Origin of the sequence: Ammoniphilus resinae, assembly GCF_017873965.1 — a bacterium.
Classification (GTDB): Bacteria; Bacillota; Bacilli; order Aneurinibacillales; family RAOX-1; genus Ammoniphilus_A; species Ammoniphilus_A resinae.
Genome location: NZ_JAGGKT010000022.1, coordinates 25,339 through 45,053, shown reverse-complemented (window position 1 = coordinate 45,053; position 19,715 = coordinate 25,339). Strand labels below are relative to the sequence as shown.

At 42.5% G+C, this 19,715-nt stretch carries 23 protein-coding genes; 19 read left to right on the top strand and 4 right to left on the bottom strand.

The features are described from left to right. Positions 1-5 precede the first annotated feature (5 nt). On the top strand, positions 6-1,376 hold the full coding sequence (locus tag J2Z37_RS22195) for a short-chain fatty acid transporter (RefSeq protein WP_209812510.1): 1,371 nt from the start codon (positions 6-8) through the stop codon (positions 1,374-1,376). 169 nt (positions 1,377-1,545) lie between these two features. On the opposite strand, the gene J2Z37_RS22190 is transcribed toward J2Z37_RS22195, so the two are convergent. Further along, entirely contained in the window at positions 1,546-1,944 is a 399-nt protein-coding gene (locus J2Z37_RS22190; RefSeq protein ID WP_209812509.1) for an acyl-CoA thioesterase, read from the bottom strand. A gap of 394 nt (positions 1,945-2,338) precedes the next feature. On the opposite strand from J2Z37_RS22190, the gene J2Z37_RS22185 reads away from it, so the two are divergent. The 8 genes from J2Z37_RS22185 (at position 2,339) to J2Z37_RS22150 (ending at position 7,639) form a co-directional block, all read left to right on the top strand. Beyond that, a complete protein-coding gene (locus tag J2Z37_RS22185) occupies positions 2,339-2,584 on the top strand; it encodes a hypothetical protein (protein ID WP_209812508.1) in 246 nt (81 codons plus the stop codon). Positions 2,585-2,603: 19 nt separating this feature from the next. Beyond that, a complete protein-coding gene (locus tag J2Z37_RS22180; protein ID WP_342453868.1) occupies positions 2,604-2,936 on the top strand; it encodes a YkvA family protein in 333 nt (110 codons plus the stop codon). A gap of 35 nt (positions 2,937-2,971) precedes the next feature. Next, the gene (locus J2Z37_RS22175; RefSeq protein WP_209812507.1) at positions 2,972-4,177 is read left to right on the top strand and encodes a quaternary amine ABC transporter ATP-binding protein; all 1,206 of its coding nucleotides are present in this window, start codon (positions 2,972-2,974) and stop codon (positions 4,175-4,177) included. 2 nt (positions 4,178-4,179) lie between these two features. Then, the gene (locus J2Z37_RS22170) at positions 4,180-5,913 is read left to right on the top strand and encodes a glycine betaine ABC transporter substrate-binding protein (protein WP_209812506.1); all 1,734 of its coding nucleotides are present in this window, start codon (positions 4,180-4,182) and stop codon (positions 5,911-5,913) included. A 255-nt stretch (positions 5,914-6,168) separates the two neighbouring features. After that, positions 6,169-6,495 (top strand): ArsR/SmtB family transcription factor, encoded by a 327-nt coding sequence (locus tag J2Z37_RS22165; RefSeq protein WP_209812505.1) that lies wholly within the window; start codon positions 6,169-6,171, stop codon positions 6,493-6,495. A gap of 51 nt (positions 6,496-6,546) precedes the next feature. Further along, positions 6,547-7,062 (top strand): SRPBCC domain-containing protein, encoded by a 516-nt coding sequence (locus tag J2Z37_RS22160; protein WP_209812504.1) that lies wholly within the window; start codon positions 6,547-6,549, stop codon positions 7,060-7,062. Positions 7,063-7,124: 62 nt separating this feature from the next. Next, entirely contained in the window at positions 7,125-7,409 is a 285-nt protein-coding gene (locus tag J2Z37_RS22155; RefSeq protein WP_209812503.1) for a DUF3784 domain-containing protein, read from the top strand. Between the two features lie 38 nt (positions 7,410-7,447). After that, the gene (locus J2Z37_RS22150) at positions 7,448-7,639 is read left to right on the top strand and encodes a YwbE family protein (protein WP_209812502.1); all 192 of its coding nucleotides are present in this window, start codon (positions 7,448-7,450) and stop codon (positions 7,637-7,639) included. A 63-nt stretch (positions 7,640-7,702) separates the two neighbouring features. On the opposite strand, the gene J2Z37_RS22145 is transcribed toward J2Z37_RS22150, so the two are convergent. From J2Z37_RS22145 to J2Z37_RS22135, 3 genes are all read right to left on the bottom strand, one after another. Further along, positions 7,703-8,194, bottom strand: a complete 492-nt coding sequence (locus J2Z37_RS22145) for a staygreen family protein (RefSeq protein ID WP_209812501.1) — start codon at positions 8,192-8,194, stop codon at positions 7,703-7,705. Between the two features lie 228 nt (positions 8,195-8,422). Next, entirely contained in the window at positions 8,423-8,785 is a 363-nt protein-coding gene (locus J2Z37_RS22140) for a hypothetical protein (RefSeq protein ID WP_209812500.1), read from the bottom strand. 241 nt (positions 8,786-9,026) lie between these two features. Beyond that, the gene (locus tag J2Z37_RS22135; protein ID WP_209812532.1) at positions 9,027-9,659 is read right to left on the bottom strand and encodes a 2OG-Fe(II) oxygenase; all 633 of its coding nucleotides are present in this window, start codon (positions 9,657-9,659) and stop codon (positions 9,027-9,029) included. A gap of 343 nt (positions 9,660-10,002) precedes the next feature. Between J2Z37_RS22135 and J2Z37_RS22130 the strand changes: the two genes are divergently transcribed. The 10 genes from J2Z37_RS22130 (at position 10,003) to J2Z37_RS22085 (ending at position 19,632) form a co-directional block, all read left to right on the top strand. Continuing rightward, on the top strand, positions 10,003-10,896 hold the full coding sequence (locus J2Z37_RS22130) for a hypothetical protein (RefSeq protein WP_245204123.1): 894 nt from the start codon (positions 10,003-10,005) through the stop codon (positions 10,894-10,896). A 1-nt stretch (position 10,897) separates the two neighbouring features. Then, positions 10,898-11,578: a response regulator transcription factor gene (locus J2Z37_RS22125; protein ID WP_209812499.1), complete on the top strand. Its 681-nt coding sequence runs from the start codon at positions 10,898-10,900 to the stop codon at positions 11,576-11,578. A 43-nt stretch (positions 11,579-11,621) separates the two neighbouring features. Then, a complete protein-coding gene (locus J2Z37_RS22120) occupies positions 11,622-12,935 on the top strand; it encodes a sensor histidine kinase (RefSeq protein WP_209812498.1) in 1,314 nt (437 codons plus the stop codon). A gap of 219 nt (positions 12,936-13,154) precedes the next feature. Beyond that, positions 13,155-13,556: a C40 family peptidase gene (locus J2Z37_RS22115; protein WP_209812497.1), complete on the top strand. Its 402-nt coding sequence runs from the start codon at positions 13,155-13,157 to the stop codon at positions 13,554-13,556. 299 nt (positions 13,557-13,855) lie between these two features. Continuing rightward, the gene (locus tag J2Z37_RS22110) at positions 13,856-15,232 is read left to right on the top strand and encodes a DJ-1/PfpI family protein (protein ID WP_209812496.1); all 1,377 of its coding nucleotides are present in this window, start codon (positions 13,856-13,858) and stop codon (positions 15,230-15,232) included. A 711-nt stretch (positions 15,233-15,943) separates the two neighbouring features. Then, complete coding sequence (locus J2Z37_RS22105; protein ID WP_209812495.1) at positions 15,944-16,744, top strand: pentapeptide repeat-containing protein; 801 nt, start codon at positions 15,944-15,946, stop codon at positions 16,742-16,744. 120 nt (positions 16,745-16,864) lie between these two features. Further along, entirely contained in the window at positions 16,865-17,692 is an 828-nt protein-coding gene (locus tag J2Z37_RS22100; protein ID WP_209812494.1) for an aldo/keto reductase, read from the top strand. 21 nt (positions 17,693-17,713) lie between these two features. Next, positions 17,714-18,733, top strand: coding sequence for an NADH:flavin oxidoreductase/NADH oxidase (locus J2Z37_RS22095; RefSeq protein ID WP_209812493.1), 1,020 nt, complete (start codon positions 17,714-17,716; stop codon positions 18,731-18,733). A 19-nt stretch (positions 18,734-18,752) separates the two neighbouring features. After that, positions 18,753-19,427 (top strand): type 1 glutamine amidotransferase domain-containing protein, encoded by a 675-nt coding sequence (locus J2Z37_RS22090; RefSeq protein WP_209812492.1) that lies wholly within the window; start codon positions 18,753-18,755, stop codon positions 19,425-19,427. A 19-nt stretch (positions 19,428-19,446) separates the two neighbouring features. Continuing rightward, positions 19,447-19,632, top strand: a complete 186-nt coding sequence (locus J2Z37_RS22085; RefSeq protein WP_209812491.1) for a 2-hydroxymuconate tautomerase — start codon at positions 19,447-19,449, stop codon at positions 19,630-19,632. Positions 19,633-19,715 lie beyond the last annotated feature (83 nt).

Here is a 19,715-nt window from a genome sequence, read left to right as displayed (position 1 = left end):
GCTGATTGAGCGTTGCAAAGGTTCTTACCGGGAAAGAAGAGGTTACACAGGAAACGTGGCTGCAAACATTTACAAATAAATTTTCCAATTTTCTGCATCGTTTTTTACCCGAGCCTTTCGTCTTTGCTATCTTACTTACTTTTATCATTTTTGTGATGGGAATCACCATTGAACACAAAAGTGTTGGTGAAATGGCTGGGTATTGGTCTGAAGGGTTTTGGAATCTATTAAGTTTTACGATGCAAATGGTGATGATGGTAGTGACTGGCTATGCTCTGGCACAGTCCGCACCGATTCGCCGCCTGTTAAATGGGATCGCTGGACGGGTAAAAACGGTAAGGGGAGCCATTGTTACAGCTACTTTGGTAGGGTTAGTCGCCTCTTACCTGAACTGGGGATTTGGATTAATTGTCGGCACCTTAATGGCTCAGCAATTAGCAAAACAAGTTCGCGGCACACACTATCCTGTCCTCGTATCAAGCGCTTATGTCGGATGGATTCTGTATGGCATAGGAATATCTGCAACAATTCCTTTAACGATTGCGACGCCGGGTAATCCATTTGAAGCATCGATGGGGTTAATCCCATTGGCCAATACCATTTTCCAGCCAGGTGTCTTAATTGCTTTGGTGATCCTAGCGATTACCTTGCCGCTCGTAAATATTCTCATTCATCCACGTGCCTCCAACGTGCAGGAAATAAAGCACCATGACTTTTCGGAGGAACGATTGGTACCCGCGAAAGGAGAGGATCAAACACCAGCCCAAAAGTTAGAACACAGTAAAGTACTAGCACTGTTGGTTGTCTTGTTTGGTGTAGCCTACCTGTATCACCATTTTGTTGTGAAACAAGGGTCCCTCGATATTAATAGTGTGAATAGTATCTTTTTGTTTTTAGGTATTTTATTTCATGGTTCCTTAAAAAATTATATCTTGGCGATTAATGACAGTGTAAAGACCGCCGGGGGAATGGTCCTGCAGTTTCCTTTCTATGCCGGGATCATGGGGATGATGGCAGGCTCCGGGATTGTAGTTACAATCTCTGATTGGTTCGTATCCTTTTCAAATGCACAAACGCTTCATTTTTGGGGATTCATAAGTTCCTTTTTCATTAACTTTTTCGTTCCATCTTCCGGTGGGCACTGGGCGGTACAAGGGCCATTTATGGTAGAAGCGGCCAAAACATTAGGAGCAGACCTTGGCAAAATGAGCACGGCCGTACAAATGGGGAGCTCCTGGAACGATCTCGTTAACCCTTTTTGGCTTTTGCCTGTCATTGCTTTATCGAAATTGTCTGCACGCCAAATCATGACCTATACCTTGATCCCATTCTTGTACATGGGAATCGTTTTTGGTATTACGGTTTTAATTTGGTAGTAGGGTACTGAATCCGTTCTTGTGGATCCTGTTTTAAGGAAATAATCCATACTTTATTTGCTGCATGGAGATTAATAGTTTAAAAGAGCTGCTTAGGTAAACTGGCAGCTCTTTTCTTTTTATGGAAATGATTTGGACTAAGGATCTTAAAGTAGACTGAAAAATACGATTAAGTTGACTCAAATAAATGTTTTTCCAATTCATTACGGATAGATTCTGGAATAGGTTCGGATATCTGTTTTTCTGGATTGAAGTTTACATAGGTAGCAGTTCCTTTTGCGCACAAAATCCCTCCCTGATGTATTTCCTCATAAATAACAAAGCTTTTATTCCCAATCCGTTGAATCCATGTCCTAACTTCGACATCTTTTCCCAAATACATTTGGTGAATATAATCAACACTTAGACTTACAATAACACTTCGCCACGCTGTAAATGACAAATTAGGATTAAAAATTTTGAAAATACCTTCTCTACCTGCTTCAAACCAAACTGGAACAGTTGTATTATTAATATGTCCTGCACCATCTGTTTCTGAAACTCTAGGACGAATAATTGAACGAAACATTTTAAAGCACCCCTTTTCAGACATTTAGATAAATAGATTATAAACTGAAGGAGGTTATAAGATAAATGGAAAGCCAGGCTATAAAAGAAAAAGATGAGCATAACAACAGTCGATTCAACTCTTTACTTGTAGGGAGAACCATGCAGGTCTTTCTTTAACCAGATTGTAGAATAAGTGGTTTATCGGGATTCGATACTTTAATAATATCGAGCTTGCAGTCCTTGTCCGGACTGCGGCACCAAAAGATGAAGGAACGAGTAAGTAATGAAAAAAAGAACTCTTATGGGAAACTCTCCTCTCCATAGGGTTCTTTTTTCTTTGCTTTGATGGTAAGGTTAATAGACATGATTTATCGACAGAGTTTAGTGGAGACCAGACTGAGAGGGGGAGGAAAATGGAAATACTCTGCGGTACCTGTTCCCAAGAAAAAGGGTTGCCCATTGAAGAACGAATGAAGCTGGCAAGGTCTCGACAGGTTAATGTCGTATATATCTGTCCTACCTGTAAGCGAGAGCATGTGCATCAAGGCGTAGTGAAGAAGGCGGGTCCGCCCGTGGAAGCCCCAAAAGAGGAAGAACCCAATCTATCGAAAAGCAGCAATAAAAAGGTAGAAGAGGGCGATCAACTCTCGTTATTCTAAAGTCGGAAAGCTTCTTCACGTGGAAAGGCTTTTAGCTTCTTATTCCGCTTGCATTGTAGCATATGCTTTTAGTCCAATTGATCTAATTCCTGATTTCATTTCAATATTGGGTTATTTGGATGATGTGATTTTAGTTCCTTTAGGTGTTATGCTTGCGTTAAAAATGATGCCCAAAACCACAGAAATGGTCAACTTTTTTATAAAAGAAGATGAAATGGATATGAAACTCCTCTTTCAAAGGGAGATTTCATATCCTTTTTTTATTTGTGATGAAAAATGTATATCCTATACGATTTTTCCCCATCCATTGGAACCTTCATATCTGGATACAAAATCGGGAAAACTTAGGTAGGGTATAGGCAATCGATAAAATGGGGTGATGAGTTGTTGGATCCATATGTAGAAGTCAGGAATGTCTCAAAGATTTTTGGTAAATCTCCTAAAGCTGCCATTGATTTATTGAAACAAGGCAAATCAAAGAAAGAAATCTTAAAAGAAACCGGGCTCACGGTTGGCGTAAATAATGTTAGTTTTAAAATTTATCCTGGTGAAATTTTTGTCATCATGGGTTTATCCGGAAGCGGTAAGTCAACTTTAATTCGGATGTTTAACAGGTTGATTGATCCTACCATTGGAGAAATACGAATTAAAAACGAAGATATCGTAAAGATGAATGCCGCCAGATTACGGGAAACCAGACAAAACAGAATCAGTATGGTTTTTCAAAACTTTGCCCTTTTTCCACATAAAACGATTTTAGAAAACGCTGAATTTGGTCTTGAAATTAAGAAAGTCGCTGCGGATAAACGTCGCGAAAAAGCCATGCAGGCTCTAGAAGCTGTTGGGTTAAAAGGTTACGAACATCAATACCCTTCACAATTGAGCGGTGGAATGCAACAAAGAGTGGGACTTGCTAGAGCGCTTGCAAGTGATACAGATATTATCTTGATGGACGAAGCCTTTAGTGCACTTGATCCGTTAATTCGTAAAGATATGCAGGATGAATTACTTGGCATTCAAGAACAGTACAAGAAAACCATTATTTTTATCACCCATGATTTAGATGAAGCACTGCGAATTGGGGATCGGATCGCCTTAATGAAAGATGGGAGTGTCATTCAATTAGGGACACCCGAAGAAATCATGATCAAGCCCGCAAATGAATTTGTCGAGAAGTTTGTTGAAGATGTTGATTTATCGAAAGTCATCTCAGCCTCACATGTGATGAAGCGAGCAGAAAAAATCAGTGTAGATCGAGGTCCAAGGGTTGCATTAGAAATTATGCGAAATCAAGGATATTCCAGCATATTTGTAGTAGACCGTAAAAAGAAGTTGTTGGGAGCGATTACTGCCGAACAAGCGCGTCAGGCCATTGATCAAAATCAATCCATTGCCGACGTTATGACAACGGAGATCCCAACGGTTTCAGAAGATACATTACTTACAGATCTCATGGATGTGATCGCAACATCCAGTTTTCCGATATCTGTGATAGATGAAGAAAAGCGATTAAAAGGCATTGTGATACGTGGGGCCGTCATTGCTGCTTTAACCGGAAATAAAGATTCATTGAACGAATTGGAGAGTGACTAAAAATGAATATCCCCAAAATTCCATTAGGAGAATGGGTAGATTCTTTTGTTGCATGGTTAACCATTGCATTGGCTGGACTTTTTGCCTTTATAACCAATTTGATCGATGGTTTATTGGGTGTTATAGCAGATGTATTGAGTGTAGGACCTCCTATTGTCCTCATTCTCATCTTGATTCTTTTGGTTACCTATACAAGCAGATGGCCATTAGGCGTTTTTACGTTCATTAGTTTACTATTGATTAATAATCTTGGTTATTGGGATTCAAGTATTCAAACCCTTGCCATAGTTTTATTATCGGGATTGCTTACGATCATCATTGGGATCCCTCTGGGAATATGGTGTGCGCAAAGAAAAACAGTGCAAAACATCGTTACCCCGATTTTAGACTTTATGCAGACCATGCCTGCCTTTGTTTATTTAATTCCATCCATTTTATTTTTCGGGATTGGAGTCGTACCAGGAATTATTGCTTCCTTTATTTTTGCTATTGCACCAACCATTCGTATGACCAATCTTGGTATTCAGAAAGTACCTAAAGATTTGATTGAAGCCGCAGATGCTTTTGGTGCAACGACCAGTCAAAAATTGTTCAAAGTTCAATTACCTTTGGCAACTCCAACTATGTTGGCTGGGGTTAACCAAAGTATCATGCTTGCTTTATCAATGGTTGTTACCGCTTCATTAGTCGGGGCACCTGGACTTGGCGCAGATGTTTACCGAGCGGTTAGTCAAATTGACGTTGGGCAAGGCTTTGAAGCTGGATTATCGATCGTCATCATCGCCATCATCCTTGACCGTATCACACAAAACTTACGGAACCCAGCTTATGGGCATGCAGTGAAGCCAAAAATTGCTTTTTCTATTTTAGCTTTACTTGTAGTAGGTACGGCTGTTGCAGTAGCGATTCTAGGAGAAAAGAACGCTGTGAATGAAAATGCGAACGGTATTGGTGCCCAAACAGGATATAAAATTGTGGGGATTGAACCTGGAGCAGGGTTGATGGGGTTGACAATGAATGCATTAGAGGATTACAAGTTAGATGATTGGATGTTACTCGAAGGCTCTTCTGCAGCCATGGTAGCTGAACTGCAAAAAGCCTATACAAATCAAAAACCAATTATTATCACGGGTTGGTCACCACATTGGATGTTCTCCTCATTCGATTTGAAATATCTCGAAGATCCAAAAGGATCCTTTGGTGGCGCTGAAGATATTCATACCATCGTAAGAAAAGGTCTTGAGCAGGATGCACCTGGTGCTTATAAAATCCTTGATCAATTTTCTTGGGAACCAGGTGATATGGAAGCCGTGATGGTGGATATCACAAATGGGATGGATCCAACAGAAGCTGCTGAAAAGTGGATTAGTGCCAATCCTGACAAAGTTTCTCAATGGACAAACGGTGCTGGGTCAGGAAGTGGTGAACCGATCAATCTTGTTTTTGTGGCGTGGGACACAGAAATAGCCAGTACATATACTATTGGCAAGGTTCTTGAGCAAAAGGGGTATGATGTGACATTGAGCCAAGTTGAAGTTGGGCCTATGTTTGCTGGTGTAGCCAATGGGAGTGCAGATGGAATGGTTGGAGCATGGCTACCAACTACGCATGTTGAATATTATAATACCTATAAGGATGATTTCGTTGACCTTGGGAGAAATCTTCATGGGACGAAGAATGGACTGGTTGTACCAGAGTATGTCGATATTAATTCTATTGAAGACTTGAAAGAATAACGCGAGAGTTTCCTTCTGGAACTCATGAAAAAGTATCAATTACTCAAATGAATGCTTATCGATTTTTTAGGAGCCCGAAGGCTCCTTTCCTGTTTTTAAGACAAGTCGTTCAAAATATTCCTTTACAGGAATATTCTATATCGCGTATATTTGTATTAAACAAATAGTTTTTATGAAATTTCAAAAGTGAGGTGGTGTTGACACGACTATTTTATTAATAAGAAAGAACACCAAAACTTGGGGAGACGATTCAACATGAATGTACAAATCTTCAGTGCACTAGCTGAACCCAACCGCCTGAATATCGTTGAACTACTGCTAGAAGGCCCCCTGCAAGTAGGGGATATTGCAAAAAAGCTTGAGATGAATCAACCTCAAACCTCCAAGCATCTCCGCGTACTTTGCGACGCCGGCCTTGTCGAGGTCCAGCCAGTAGCCAATCGCCGAATTTATAGGATAAAACCAGAACCGCTACAAGAATTGGATAAGTGGCTTAACTCTTACCGTCGTTTGTGGGAAGCAAGGATGGATCGGTTAGATGATTACCTAGATGTGTTGCAGGGCAAAAAAACTTTGAATTGATGATACTGTATGTTTCCTGTGTTCAATAAACTCTAGTAAAGGAGAGTAGCGATGTTAAATAATGCAATGATTTCAAGAGTAGAGGAAGATCGTGTGCTAGTTCTGGAGCGTGTATTTAATGCACCACGCGACTTAGTATTTAAAATGTTTAAAGAGCCTGAGCATCTCAAAAATTGGTGGGGCCCGAAAGGCTGGGAGTTACCTGTTTGTAACGTTGACTTCAGACCAGGTGGCGTATGGCACTATTGCATGAAGTGTGTAGATCGGAATCAAGGTCAATTTTACGGCATGGAGGCTTGGGGCAAGGGAATATACAAGGTGATCACCGAGCCGGAAACGATTATGTACACTGATTATTTCTCGGATGCTGAAGGGAATGTCGACGAGGGTCTGCCGTCAACAGAAGTCACATTAGAATTTATTGATCTGGACGGTAAAACGAATCTCATTAACCGTTCAGAATATATTTCCGCGGAGGCTCTCAAGACAGTAATGGATATGGGTATGCTACAAGGTATAACGGAAACTTGGGACCGTCTCGAAGAACTATTAAAGATAATCAAGTAAAAAGATTCTGCTGCCGGCTTTTCCAGCGGCTATTTTTCTTTTCTTCTTTAGGAGGTGTACAGGTGGATTTCAGATTATTGATTATAGGTATAGCCCTTTTACTTGTCTCATACTTGGTAGCTGTGAAAAAGCAAACATGGTTATTGGCTGGATTTAATGAAAAAAATATTAAAAATAAGTCTTTATTAGGTAAAGTAGCAGGTGGAGTCTTTTTTCTTCCGTTAGGCTTGTTAATAATTATCCATAGTTTTATTGACTACCCTTATGAAGCAACCGTTCTTGTAGTCGCTATGTTAGTTTTGCTAAGCATTGTGTATGTATTTATCAATAGAAGGTTGCTCGGTTAAAGAAGAGCTACGTAGAAAATAAAAGGAAGTGAAATACAATGAATGGACAGGAACGTAAAAATATCCACCCAGGTATTGAAGTAGATATTGTTTTAAAACAAGATCAACGGACTGGGAAAACGACTCGTGGAATTGTAAAAGACATACTTACAAAGTCGCCCCACCATCCACATGGGATCAAAGTGCGACTACAAGACGGACAAGTAGGCAGAGTGAAAACCATCTTCTGACAAAATCTTACAGTATTTGCTTAACTCATGGGGATCAGATTTTAAACACGTAAAAATGGCTCCCTAATGAAGGGAGCTGTTGGAGGTTTGATTGATTTGGTTCAAATATTGGCGTGGTGTACCATAAAAGGCAAATTGCCTATATTGTGGATAAATAGATAAGTATTGGATAAAGATGGGTGCGTCAAGTAGGAAGGGATAGTGTACGTAAAATGGACGGTCTCCATAGACAATTCCATTTAGTGCAGTAGCCATTTCTTTTTTGAATATTTTAAAACGAGTGGCTGCAACTTTTTGACTGAACTCCCCACCATCTACATATGCGGTCCCTACTAAATTAAAACGACCATGTGAATCTTTTTTCCATTCTGCTAATACTTCATCACGCATTTTAGGGTTAATGGATTTATAGTTGTACACATATCCAATATCTAAAAATAATTCTGCTGTAAGATCTGAATGCGTGAGAGTGTATTTCCTTCCTTCAACCGGCTGAGCGAAAGTGGCAGGGGGAATAAGTTTTACGGATAATTTCTCTGGATTAAAAACGGACATATAATCCTCCCTATATTTAAGGTCAAAGGTCAATGTGCTTGAGACCCATAGAAAAAATAATTTGTATGTATTACCTTATGTGGGTCAATAACAGTATGACTGGATTAGTGCCCATTAAAAAGTAAAACGCTTAGAGGAAGGAGGATTCTCCTAATTCGGCTGATTCGCGACTGAGCAGGTCTAATCCTGCGGGACTCAGTCCCGCATCGGCTAGATTCACCTGTATAATTATGACCTTTTTTCCGCCCAAGTATCTCTTCCATACAAGAGCACCATCAAACCGACTAAAACGATACTTAAAAGAGCAGCCCAAGAACTTTGAAGATAATAACTCCAATCCTTAGGTTTCGTGGATGAGGGAGCACTAGCCTGACTAGCCTGAGCCTTTGGTGTTGTCGCCTTTGTAGTCGGAGCAACAGTTGTTTTATCCTTTTGTTTTACCTCACCTTTTATCCCACCAATATCGATTTTTTGATCCACAGATGTTGTAGCTTTAGGTTCAGGATTTACATCTTCCGAAGCAGCAAAGCTAGTTGTTGTAAGGGTGAATAATAGTAAAGTAGTCATTACAAGGGACATTATCTTTTTCATATCAATCAACTCCAATGCATTGTTGTATATCCCGTATAGTAAAATGTGAACCTTAAAGAAAGCTTAAAGATAGGTAAGGAATTTATATCCAGTTGCTATCTATATTCAGCTAATGAAGATCGTTTATGGGAAAAAAGCAATTGAAAAAGACCTGACAAATTTTTGTCAGGTCTTTGTTACCGATATTTTGTTGTTCAGTGGGTACTATGTCCGTAAGTGAAAATATTATCGACCATCAAAACTATGACGACAACTTCTGCCTCCTCATCCACTGCGTAGCTGCCCACTTTTCCCCAAGGATCACGGGTGCGCCACCGTGTAAGGTAAGTTCATTTAATGTCTCATCCTGATAGAAGTACTCAAAATACACCGCCATCCCTTTATGTGGGGACACGGCAAGATTGAGTTTTGGAAAATAGGTTTCGCCGCCTTGTTCCACATCACTTAAGTACATGACAAGTGTGCTGATTCTAGGATTATTTGCTGCTTTATGGGCAGAGGAGAAAAAGTCAAAATGGGCGCGATACTCTTGACCTTTCTCATAATGAAGAACTTGTAGGCCTTCCCCATGTTGCACAGGGATATTCATGATATAGGATAATCGCTTTTCAATTCTAGCAACCAGCTCATTTTCCCCTTCATCAAAAAACATACTGCTGCTAGTTCTCAGTTCATTGACTTCACGGGTTGTGCTAATCTTTGAACGATCCATTCTGTCTTGGGACAAGCGTATAAGCAGATCGCATTCATCATCACTTAATACATTTCCCAAAATAACGATGAGCGGTTCGTCTATTCTAGCAATGATGCTAATGTCCCGATCATCGGTTTTGATTTTATTTCCTAGGTGTGGAAAAATCGTTGGTTCTTTCATCGGTACGATGACCGCATCCCCGCCTACAGAGGGATCTTGAGGCTCAAGAGTGGGAGAAATCGTTCCTCTTTCAACTGTTTTCATTAGTTCATGTCCCATAAAAATCACCCCAAAGTAAAATGTGAAGGATTATCCCGTATTATATTTTCAAAAAAAAAGGTTACTAGTGAAGCTTGTCATTTTTATAGAATATTGGTTTGGTGATAAGATTTTATCAGGGCTTGAAAAAAATGTAAACTGGGAATTTTCGAGGTTTTTATTTCATGAGAATTTGTCGTTCATATTGAGTTCACAAAGCTGATTTATAGTATCCCTAGAATCAATTTTGTGAGGAGCGATTGAAATGAAAAAACGGATGATTTTAGATAAATGGGTCGTGGCGTCTGTTCTTTATGTGGGTGTAGTTGTTGGTGGATTTAGTGCATATGAGGAGTTTGTTGCGGATGAACCAAAGGCTGTAGCAGTGGCCGCACATGGAGGAAGTGAAGCGGATCATGAACCGGAGACGGAGGAGGAGAGCGTTGACCATCATGGAGGGGAAAATGGCGGCAGCCACGGGCATGAAAGTGCGCCAAACAATGAAACCAACGGGGTGAATGTCTACGTGCAATCCCAGGATGATGAACTTGACATTTTTTTAAAGGATAAAACAGGAAATCCTGTTCACGATTTAGAAATAAATCATGAGAAAATTCTTCATTTGATAGTCGTTGATGAGCATTTGCAAAAGTACTATCATCTGCACCCTGAACAGACCAGCGATGGGGTATTCAGCACGGCCACTGGGCTGCCTGACGGATTTTACAAAGCTTTTGTTGACATCAAACCAAAGGATTTAGCGTATCATGTGTCACCTGTTCCATTCATCGTGGGCAACCCGAGCGGACCGGATCACACCCACAACGAGGGGCTAAAGGCGGACACCGATTTTACCCAGGTGATCGACGGCGAGAAGGTGACGATGCAGCTTAATACGACCAAGGTCAATGAACCTGTAACACTTACCTTTGATCTAAACAAAACAAACCTAACACCATACCTGGGGGCCATGGGACATGTGGTGATTCTGGATGAGATGGGGCAGAACTTCCTTCATGTTCATCCAGCGAATGATCAGGAGCCGATTTTTGAAACGCAGTTCGAACAGCCAGGCATTTATAAAATATGGGCTGAGTTCCAGCAGAATGGGAAGGTTCGAGCATTCCCGTTTGTCGTGGAAATCGAAGGAGAGGATTAATTTGCCAAAGGTATTGGTTGTGGATGATGAAGCTCACATTCGTGAGCTCGTCTCCCTTTATTTGAAAGATGAAGGCTTTGAGATTGTGGAAAAGTCGAATGGCGTAGATGCCCTGGAGTATGCGGAGAACCATCCGGTCGATTTGGTGATTTTGGATATCTTGATGCCAAAAATGGACGGGTGGGTCTTGTGTGAGAGACTACGGGAGTTTGGGGAAATGCCGATTTTGATGATCACCGCAAAAGGGGAGGCACAGGATCGCATCCATGGGTTTAAGTTGGGGACGGATGACTATTTAGTGAAGCCATTCGATCCCGTGGAGCTGGTGCTTCGGGTGAAGGCGCTGCTTAAGCGCTACCGCATTTCTACATCTAATATCGTAAAGCTGGGGAGCCTTTCGCTGGATCGATCGAGTTATCAGGCAATTGGTGAAGATGGCAAGTCGGTGACGCTTCCGATGAAGGAATTCGAATTGCTTTATAAACTGGGCAGCTATGCGGGGCAGTTGTTTACCCGTGATACGTTAATTGAGCAAATTTGGGGGATGGATTACGAAGGGGATGAACGGACAGTCGATGTGCATATCAAGCGGCTGCGTGAGCGATTTGCCGAATACGAGGGGGAATTCAAAATCGTCACCATTCGGGGCCTTGGCTATCGGTTGGAGGTGAAGCGACATTAAATCACTATATACTCGCATCGTGCTCATCTTCGTCGGTATTGTCATGTTGAGTCTAATTACCGCTTTTCTTTTGACGACCTGGTTATATGAAAGCCGGGCACATGGGATGATTCAAGATGTCCTAGCAGAGAACGGCACGCAAATGATCGAAATCTATCAATCGACGCCCTCTGCAGAATTGGTCCCCTTCATGCAAAAGGTATCCGGTCTTTTCCCCACCCTTCTGCAGCTTTACGATCGGGAGGGAAAGCCGCTTCTCGAGCAGGAATGGCCATTGCAGGTTGACCCTGCCGACATTGAACTTGTCCTTGCGGGAGAAAAGTTTAACGGGATGAAAAAAGCCGAAAATGCTCACATGCCAAAACTGCCTGTTGTCGGGATTCCTTTTCAAGCCGATGGGCAGCCTTATGCCTTATTTGTTACCATGCAGAGCAATGAAATCGATATGGAACTGATGAATTCTATTCATTTGTTATATGTACTGATCTTGTTTATTGGAAGTTTTCTTATTATCATCGCGGCCCGCTATATTGTCAAACCGATTCGGCGTTTGACAGATGCCACCAAGCGCATGGCGAGGGGACAATTTGATATCGAACTGCCGACCAAACGGAAAGACGAGCTTGGCGTTTTGAGCGTGAGCTTCAACCAAATGGCAAAAGAACTCGGAAAGCTCGATCAGATGCGGCGAGACTTCGTGTCCAACGTCTCCCATGAGATTGGAACACCGTTGACCTCGATTTCCGGTTTTACCAAAGCGTTAAAGCAGAAGCAAATGAGCGAGGAGGACCGCCTGCGTTATTTAACGATCATTGAAACAGAGAGTGAGAGATTATCCCGGTTGAGCCAGAATTTGCTTCGGTTATCCCGTTTGCAGCATGACAATAAACCACTAAAGATAAGTCGTTATAAACTCGATGAGCAGATTCGACGGGTGGTTATCGGGTTGGAGCCCCAATGGGCGGAAAAGGATATTGAGATCGAGCTCGATGCTGAACCACTGATGATTGAGGCGGACGAAGATCAACTGGGGCAGGTATGGATCAATTTGTTGAGCAACAGCATTAAATTCACACCCGAGTCGGGGAAGATCGTCATTGAAGCTTCGATGAAATACAACAAGATCGTCGTCTCGATCACCGATAATGGAATGGGAATTCCCGAGGAAGAACGGGCCGATATTTTCAAACCGTTCCATAAAGTAGACAAAGCCCGTCATTCGTCTGTCAAAGGAAATGGATTAGGGCTGTCGATTGTGAAGCAGATCGTGGACAACCATCAGGGAGATATCCGCGTTTTGGGTGAGCTGGGGACAGGGGCAACTTTTGAAGTGACACTGCCGATGGGGCAACAATAGAAGGGGGACTTGATAGGGAGTCTTCAGTTGGTGTGTCCACCTTATATTGATTTTGGAGGAAAGGTTTGTTTCCATATTTCACAGAATTTACAGCTGTATCCCCCTTTTCTAACCTTGTTATAATGACAAAGGTTTTCAAGTTTTTTGGGGGTGATTCAGGTGTATCGGATGTATTTATTTTTATTTCTATTCATCTTTTCTGCGACTTCGGTTTCCGCAATGAATCAAGCCGATCCAATTATAAAAACTGGCACAAAATATTTACACACACCTTATAAATATGGTGCAACACGGTTACAAGATGAAAATTTTGATTGCTCTTCTTTTACCCAGTTCGTTTTTTGGAAGCATGGTTATCAGATCGGATATAACACGAGTGAACAGGTAATGAAAGGAAAGTATATTCCGTTTAAGCAAATAAAAAAAGGTGATCTATTGTTTTTTGCTACTCCGAGAAGAATGAATTCTAACGGTCTCGATAAAGTTGGTCATGTAGCGATATATATGGGAAATGGTCGTATTTTGCATACTTTTAGAAAAGGCATTGGGGTCACAATTAGCCGGATTCAAAAAGGAACCATTTGGTATGACAGGTACCTGTTTGCCAAACGCGTGTTATAAAAGCCCATCCGGAAAGGGTTTTTGCAGTCCTTGTCTGGGACCACTTTTTTGTAAATATCCTTGATCATTGGTAAACCGCCTTCAGGCGGTTTTTTTTCGTTCATATTGGGTTCACAAAGCAGTTGTATAGTAGGAATTAAGGAAGAGAATGGCAAAGGGCTTTTGTATAGGAGGATGAAAGTAGGATGGATCCGTTCATATTGAGTTCATAAAGCGGTTGTATAGTAAAGATAAGTTAAGATTTTACCAAAAACAAATAGGGTACCCCGGTATTGTAAAAATAAGAGGAGGTAAATAAGATGAAGAAATTAGTCCTACGTTTTGTTGTTTATGTTTTGAGTTTCGTTGTGATTGTCGGAGGGATTGGGGCCTTTGGCATGATCCGCTCGCAAGGAGATTTTTACGGGGCGTTCCGTACAGAACCAATTCCTGCTTTTCCAGCTGTGGAGAAACCTCTGCATGATCTGAAAAAACCTACGGTTGCTGTTCTACTAGGTAATGAGACAACAGAGGGTTCCGATTTCGCAATTCCTTACGAGTTATTCTCTCGAACTGGGGAATTTAACGTTTATGCTGTAGCCTCCGATAATCAAGTGAGGACATTGACTGGCGGGCTTGAAGTGGTACCACACTATTCCTTTGCAGAGATGGATCAATTATTAGGAAAAAGTCCAGATATTATTGTCATTCCATTTTTGACAATGAAAGATCAAGAGAAATTCCAGCCAGTGAAAGACTGGATGAAAAAGCATGCGGAAACCAATATCCTTACCATTTGCGGGGGATCGGGGAATCTGGCAACGACAGGGTTATTGAACGGAAAGGCAGTCGCTACCCATTGGCAAAATCGAATCTTTGGCGTGGTTGAAAAGGAATACCCTGAAACCAAATGGGTGTGGGATCAACGTTATACGCAGTCTGGTAACATTGTATCCTCTGCAGGAGTTTCTTCCGGAATTGACGCTGTACTTTATGTGATTTCCCAACGCTTAGGAGAACCCGTGGCAACCAAAATTGCCGCTGAAATGAAATATCCATCATACCACTATGTGAAAAATCCAGAGATGGATCCATTTGCCGTGAATTTGTGGACCTATACCTTGAACAATGCATTCTATTGGAATAAGAAAAAAGCAGGTGTCTTGCTCTATAACGGCATTGAGGAATTGGCGCTGACCTCCGTCTTTGATATCTATTCAGATACCGGAACAACAAAGGCACTTTCTATTGCTAGCTCAGAGCAGCCCATCGTAACCAAACATGGATTGACCCTTATTCCTAGAGTAGCCATTGAAGAAACACCCAAACTAGATAAACTGATCGTTCCTGGAAGAGAGGCAAAAACATTGGCTGCAGCGGATTTGAAATTGTGGAATGAAAAGGGCAATGCCAAGGAGATTCGGTTTGTTCACAGCGATGCGCCAGATCGTTTCCTATTTGAAGCTGCTATTGAAGACCTAGCCAAACAAGAGGATCTTCTGATCGCAGAGCATGCCGTGAGACGACTCGAGTTTCGAGCGGATGAGATGATGCAGTTAGAAGGAAAACCATTTTCTATTGTGACATACAGCCATATCTTATTCACCGTTTTACTCGCTTTATTTGTAGGTTTCTGCCTGGATAGAAGATTCATTATGAAAAAAGCGATTTTCAAAGGTTATAAACAAGCGAGTTAAAAAGCCGCCTTCGGGCGGTTTTTTTGACGACCCATTGCCCTTCTGATTCGGACTGAGCATCGCTGTTACCGTCAAACTGAGTCCGAATGATCCCGAAAAAGCGGATATCTCTCTTTGGATCCTAAATCCGGTACATCCAAGGTGATCGTGACCAAACAGTGAACCCCATCCACACCAAAAATGAAAACATAAGAAAACGAGAGGAAAGAGCATTAAATTTAAGATATAGGGGTGTGATTCTCGTTTTCATTCCATTTTCATAGCCATGATTGACGCTTTCATGACCGAATACCAACTTTGTAAATATGAGGCTTCGAAGCGATAATAAAGGTACAACAAATCAAGGAGGTCGTGAAAAAATGATTAAGTTTTTTAAAGCTCTAGTTGAGTTTTTAGATGATGCACAACGTCTATATGAAGAGCAAAGCAAACGTTATCGCATGTACATGTACGAATAAGAGGTGATTAGATGAATTGCCATGATAACCCGGACCCTTATCTTTCCGCAATGGGATAGATGAGGGTCATTTTTTTTTGCCTGAGAAAAAGGGAGAGTGCCCACAAGACTATAAAAAGAGGAGTCCCACCGTCCCCTCCTTTACATAGCAGAAGAGTGTTGCCTACGATTGATGAATGAAAAAAGAAATGAGGTAAAAAACCATTATATGATATAAAATCATTCGTAGAAAATAATAGGGAAGTGTTCGCAAAATGGAAGACTATTTAACATCTGACTGCCAAAATTGTTTTGGTTTATGCTGTGTTGCGCTGCCTTATGCCAAATCAGCAGACTTTGCTTTACATAAGAACGGTGGAGAGCCTTGCCGGAACCTAAGCGCCGAATATCGTTGTGGGATCCATGAACAGTTAAGAGACAAGGGATTCCGCGGATGTGTCTCTTATGAATGTTTTGGTGCAGGTCAACATGTTTCACAAAATATTTTTAGAGGTATGGACTGGCGAAATGACCAGTCAAAATCGGGGGAGATGTTTGCGGTTTTCCCCATTGTTCAGCAGCTGCACGAGATGCTTTGTTATCTAAGCCAAGCCATGGAGCTAGAAGAAACGAAACCTTTTTGGGGAGAGTTAAAAGAGGCTTATGATCAAACGGTAGAGATGACAAACAGAGCGCCTGAAGAAATATTTAAAGTAGATATTCCTGGCCACCGAAGCACAGTCAACAAACTATTAGTCAGGACAAGCGAATTGGTTCGAAGGGGCTTCGTTCCAAAGAATAGAAATAAAAGGGGACTCGACTATTTAGGTGCAAATTTAAAAAGGGCGGACCTAAGAGGAGCTAATTTAAGAGGGGCATTACTCATTGCTGCGAACTTAAGTCATGCGGATTTAAGAAAAGCGGATCTTATCGGGGCGGACTTAAGGGATTCCAATCTCAGCCATGCGGATCTGACAGATTGCATTTTCCTGACCCAATCTCAAGTGAATGCAGCGAAAGGGAATCGAGCTACGAAGCTTCCTAGTTATGTAAAGAAGCCTGATCATTGGTTGTAAACTGAAAGGGATTGGCTCAATCCCTTTTTTTGCCGATTTCAAAAAAGGAATTTCTCAACAAGAAAGGATAACAATACCCTTATCAGGCTTTGCTATGGTCGATTTAAGGAGGAACGAAAAATGCTAAAAGATCTTCGATCCACCACCCGCCTGAATAACGGGGTAGAGATGCCATGGTTGGGTTTGGGTGTTTTTAAAGTAAAGGAAGGGGAAGAGGTTTATTCTTCCGTTAAGCATGCGATTCAGTATGGTTACAAGAGTATCGACACGGCAGCTGTTTATGGAAACGAGGAGGGGGTAGGGAAAGCCATTCGGGAATCGGGAATCCCTCGTGAACAGCTTTTTATTACCACCAAAGTGTGGAATGCGAATCAAGGTTACGATTCTACGTTGCAAGCATTCGAAGACAGCCGGAAGAAACTCGGATTGGATTACCTCGATCTCTACTTGATTCATTGGCCTGTGAAGGAAAAATATAAAGAAACATGGAAGGCACTGGAAAAGCTTTATAAAGATGGATCCGTACGGGCCATTGGGGTCAGCAATTTCCACATCCATCACCTTCAGGATTTGCTAGCGGACTGTGAAGTGGTCCCGGCCGTTAATCAAGTGGAATGCCATCCACAATTGACCCAGAAGGAATTGCAAGTCTTTTGCCAAGAGCAGAAGATCCAGATGGAGGCTTGGAGCCCGCTGATGCAGGGAAATCTGGATGTTCCGCTGTTAACGGAACTGAGTCAAAAATACAACAAGACAGCGGCTCAGATCGTTCTTCGTTGGGACTTGCAGCGCGGGATTGTGACGATACCGAAATCCATTACACCACATCGGATCGAGGAGAACGCGAATGTTTTTGATTTCGAGCTTTCCACCGAGGATATCGAACGTATCGATGCGTTAAACGCCAATCACCGTTACGGTCCAGACCCGGACAATTTTAATTTCTAATCGAAAAGAGGTAATCAAGCAATGCCAACCTTATTAGATCCTTTTCACCTGAAAGCTTTAGAGCTAAAAAATCGAATTGTTATGCCTCCCATGTGTCAGTATTCTGTCCAAGCGAAAGACGGAAAACCCAATGAATGGCACTTTAGCCACTATACGAATCGTGCCATTGGTGGGGCTGGGTTAATCATTATGGAAATGACCGATGTAGAACCGGATGGCCGGATCTCCGACTATGATCTGGGCATTTGGTCGGACGAGCATATTCCCGCTTTTGCCAAAATCATTCAATCTTGTCAAAGCTACGGAGCTAAAGTCGGGATCCAAATTGCCCATGCTGGGCGCAAGGCGGAAGATGCGGAACAACCTGTTTCCTGCTCAGCAATTGCCTTTTCAGAAAAGTACAAAACGCCACGGGCGCTAAGCACCGAAGAAGTGGGGGAGATGGTAAGGAAGTTTGAGGCGGCCTTCCGTCGAGCGGTCGAAGCAGGAGTGGACACTATCGAAATCCATGGGGCACACGGTTATTTAGTACACCAGTTCCAATCCCCGTTGACGAATCAACGGACAGACATCTATGGGGAAGACAAAGCCCGTTTTGGGGTAGAAGTAATTGAAGCAGCGCGCCGCGTCATGCCGGAGTCCATGCCGCTCATTATGCGAATCTCGGCCGTTGAGTATGCGGAAGGCGGTTATGATATAGAATACATGTTGAACCTCGCACGTCGTTACCAGCAAGCGGGGGTAGATATCTTCCATGTGTCTTCTGGTGGAGAAGGGACGGTTGGACCACAAAACTCAGGCCCTGGATATCAAGTAGATTTGGCTGAGGCCATCAAAAAGGGGTTAAACGTTCCCGTGATCGCCGTGGGGCGGCTTGAAGATCCGCAGTTGGCGAACCAAATTGTCGAGGAGGAAAAGGTCGATCTCGTCGCTGTGGGCAGAGGGATGCTCCGCAATCCGTACTGGGCTAATGAAGCTTCGTTAATCCTCGGAGGAAAACCTTTGACACCAAGAGCCCTTGCTGCGGCCTATTCAATCTAATTTAGGGAGGGATGTTGTTATGGCAACGAATAAACGGATCCTCATGGTCGTCACCAACCACACAACGATCTCGGATGATCACAAAACGGGGTTATGGCTGGAGGAATTTGCGGTCCCTTACGAAGTATTCAAATCGAAAGGCTATGATGTAAAGGTAACGAGCATCAGCGGGGGAGAAGTGGCCCTTGATCCGAACAGTATTTCTGAGGAGAAAAACGAGGATTGGGCCAATGCGGAGGCGGAATTACAGGATACCGCCAAGTTGAGCCGTGAGGATGCCAGCGAATTTGATGCGGTTTTTCTACCTGGCGGACATGGCACCATGTTTGATTTTCCAGATAGTGAAACGCTGCAGTATGTCCTTCAGCAGTTCGCTGAGGAAGGGAAGGTCATCGGAGCGGTTTGCCACGGCCCTGCAGGCCTTGTCAATGCGACTTATAAGGATGGGACACCTCTAGTGAAGGGGAAAACCGTCAATTCTTTTACAGACGAAGAAGAAGTAGAGATGCAGCTAGATCAGCATATGCCGTTCTTGTTGGAATCAAAGCTGAGGGAAAAAGGCGGTAATTTTGTTTCCGCGGAGAAGTGGACAGACTTCTCTGTTCGTGATGGAAACTTAGTGACAGGACAAAATCCGATGTCAAGCCGCAGTACAGCGGAAAAGGTTATTGAGGCGATCGAAAGTCAAGGTTAAGGAAGAGGGAGGGCTTGACGTGCCATTTATCACCGTAAAAGTATTGGAAGGGAAGACCGAAGATCAAAAGAGAAAGCTCGTTGAGAAAGTGACGGAGGCGGTTTGTGAGAGCTTTGATGTGGACCCTAGTGTTGTGTTTATTTTTATCGAAGACTTGGAGAAGAACAATTATGGGAAAAAAGGGAAGCTATTCTCAGATTTGTGAGTAAGTGGGTTCTCCTGCTGGAGGGCCTTTTTTTATCGCTCACGACAACTCCTGGTGTAAAAGCGCAGGTCCAGTCGCGAATC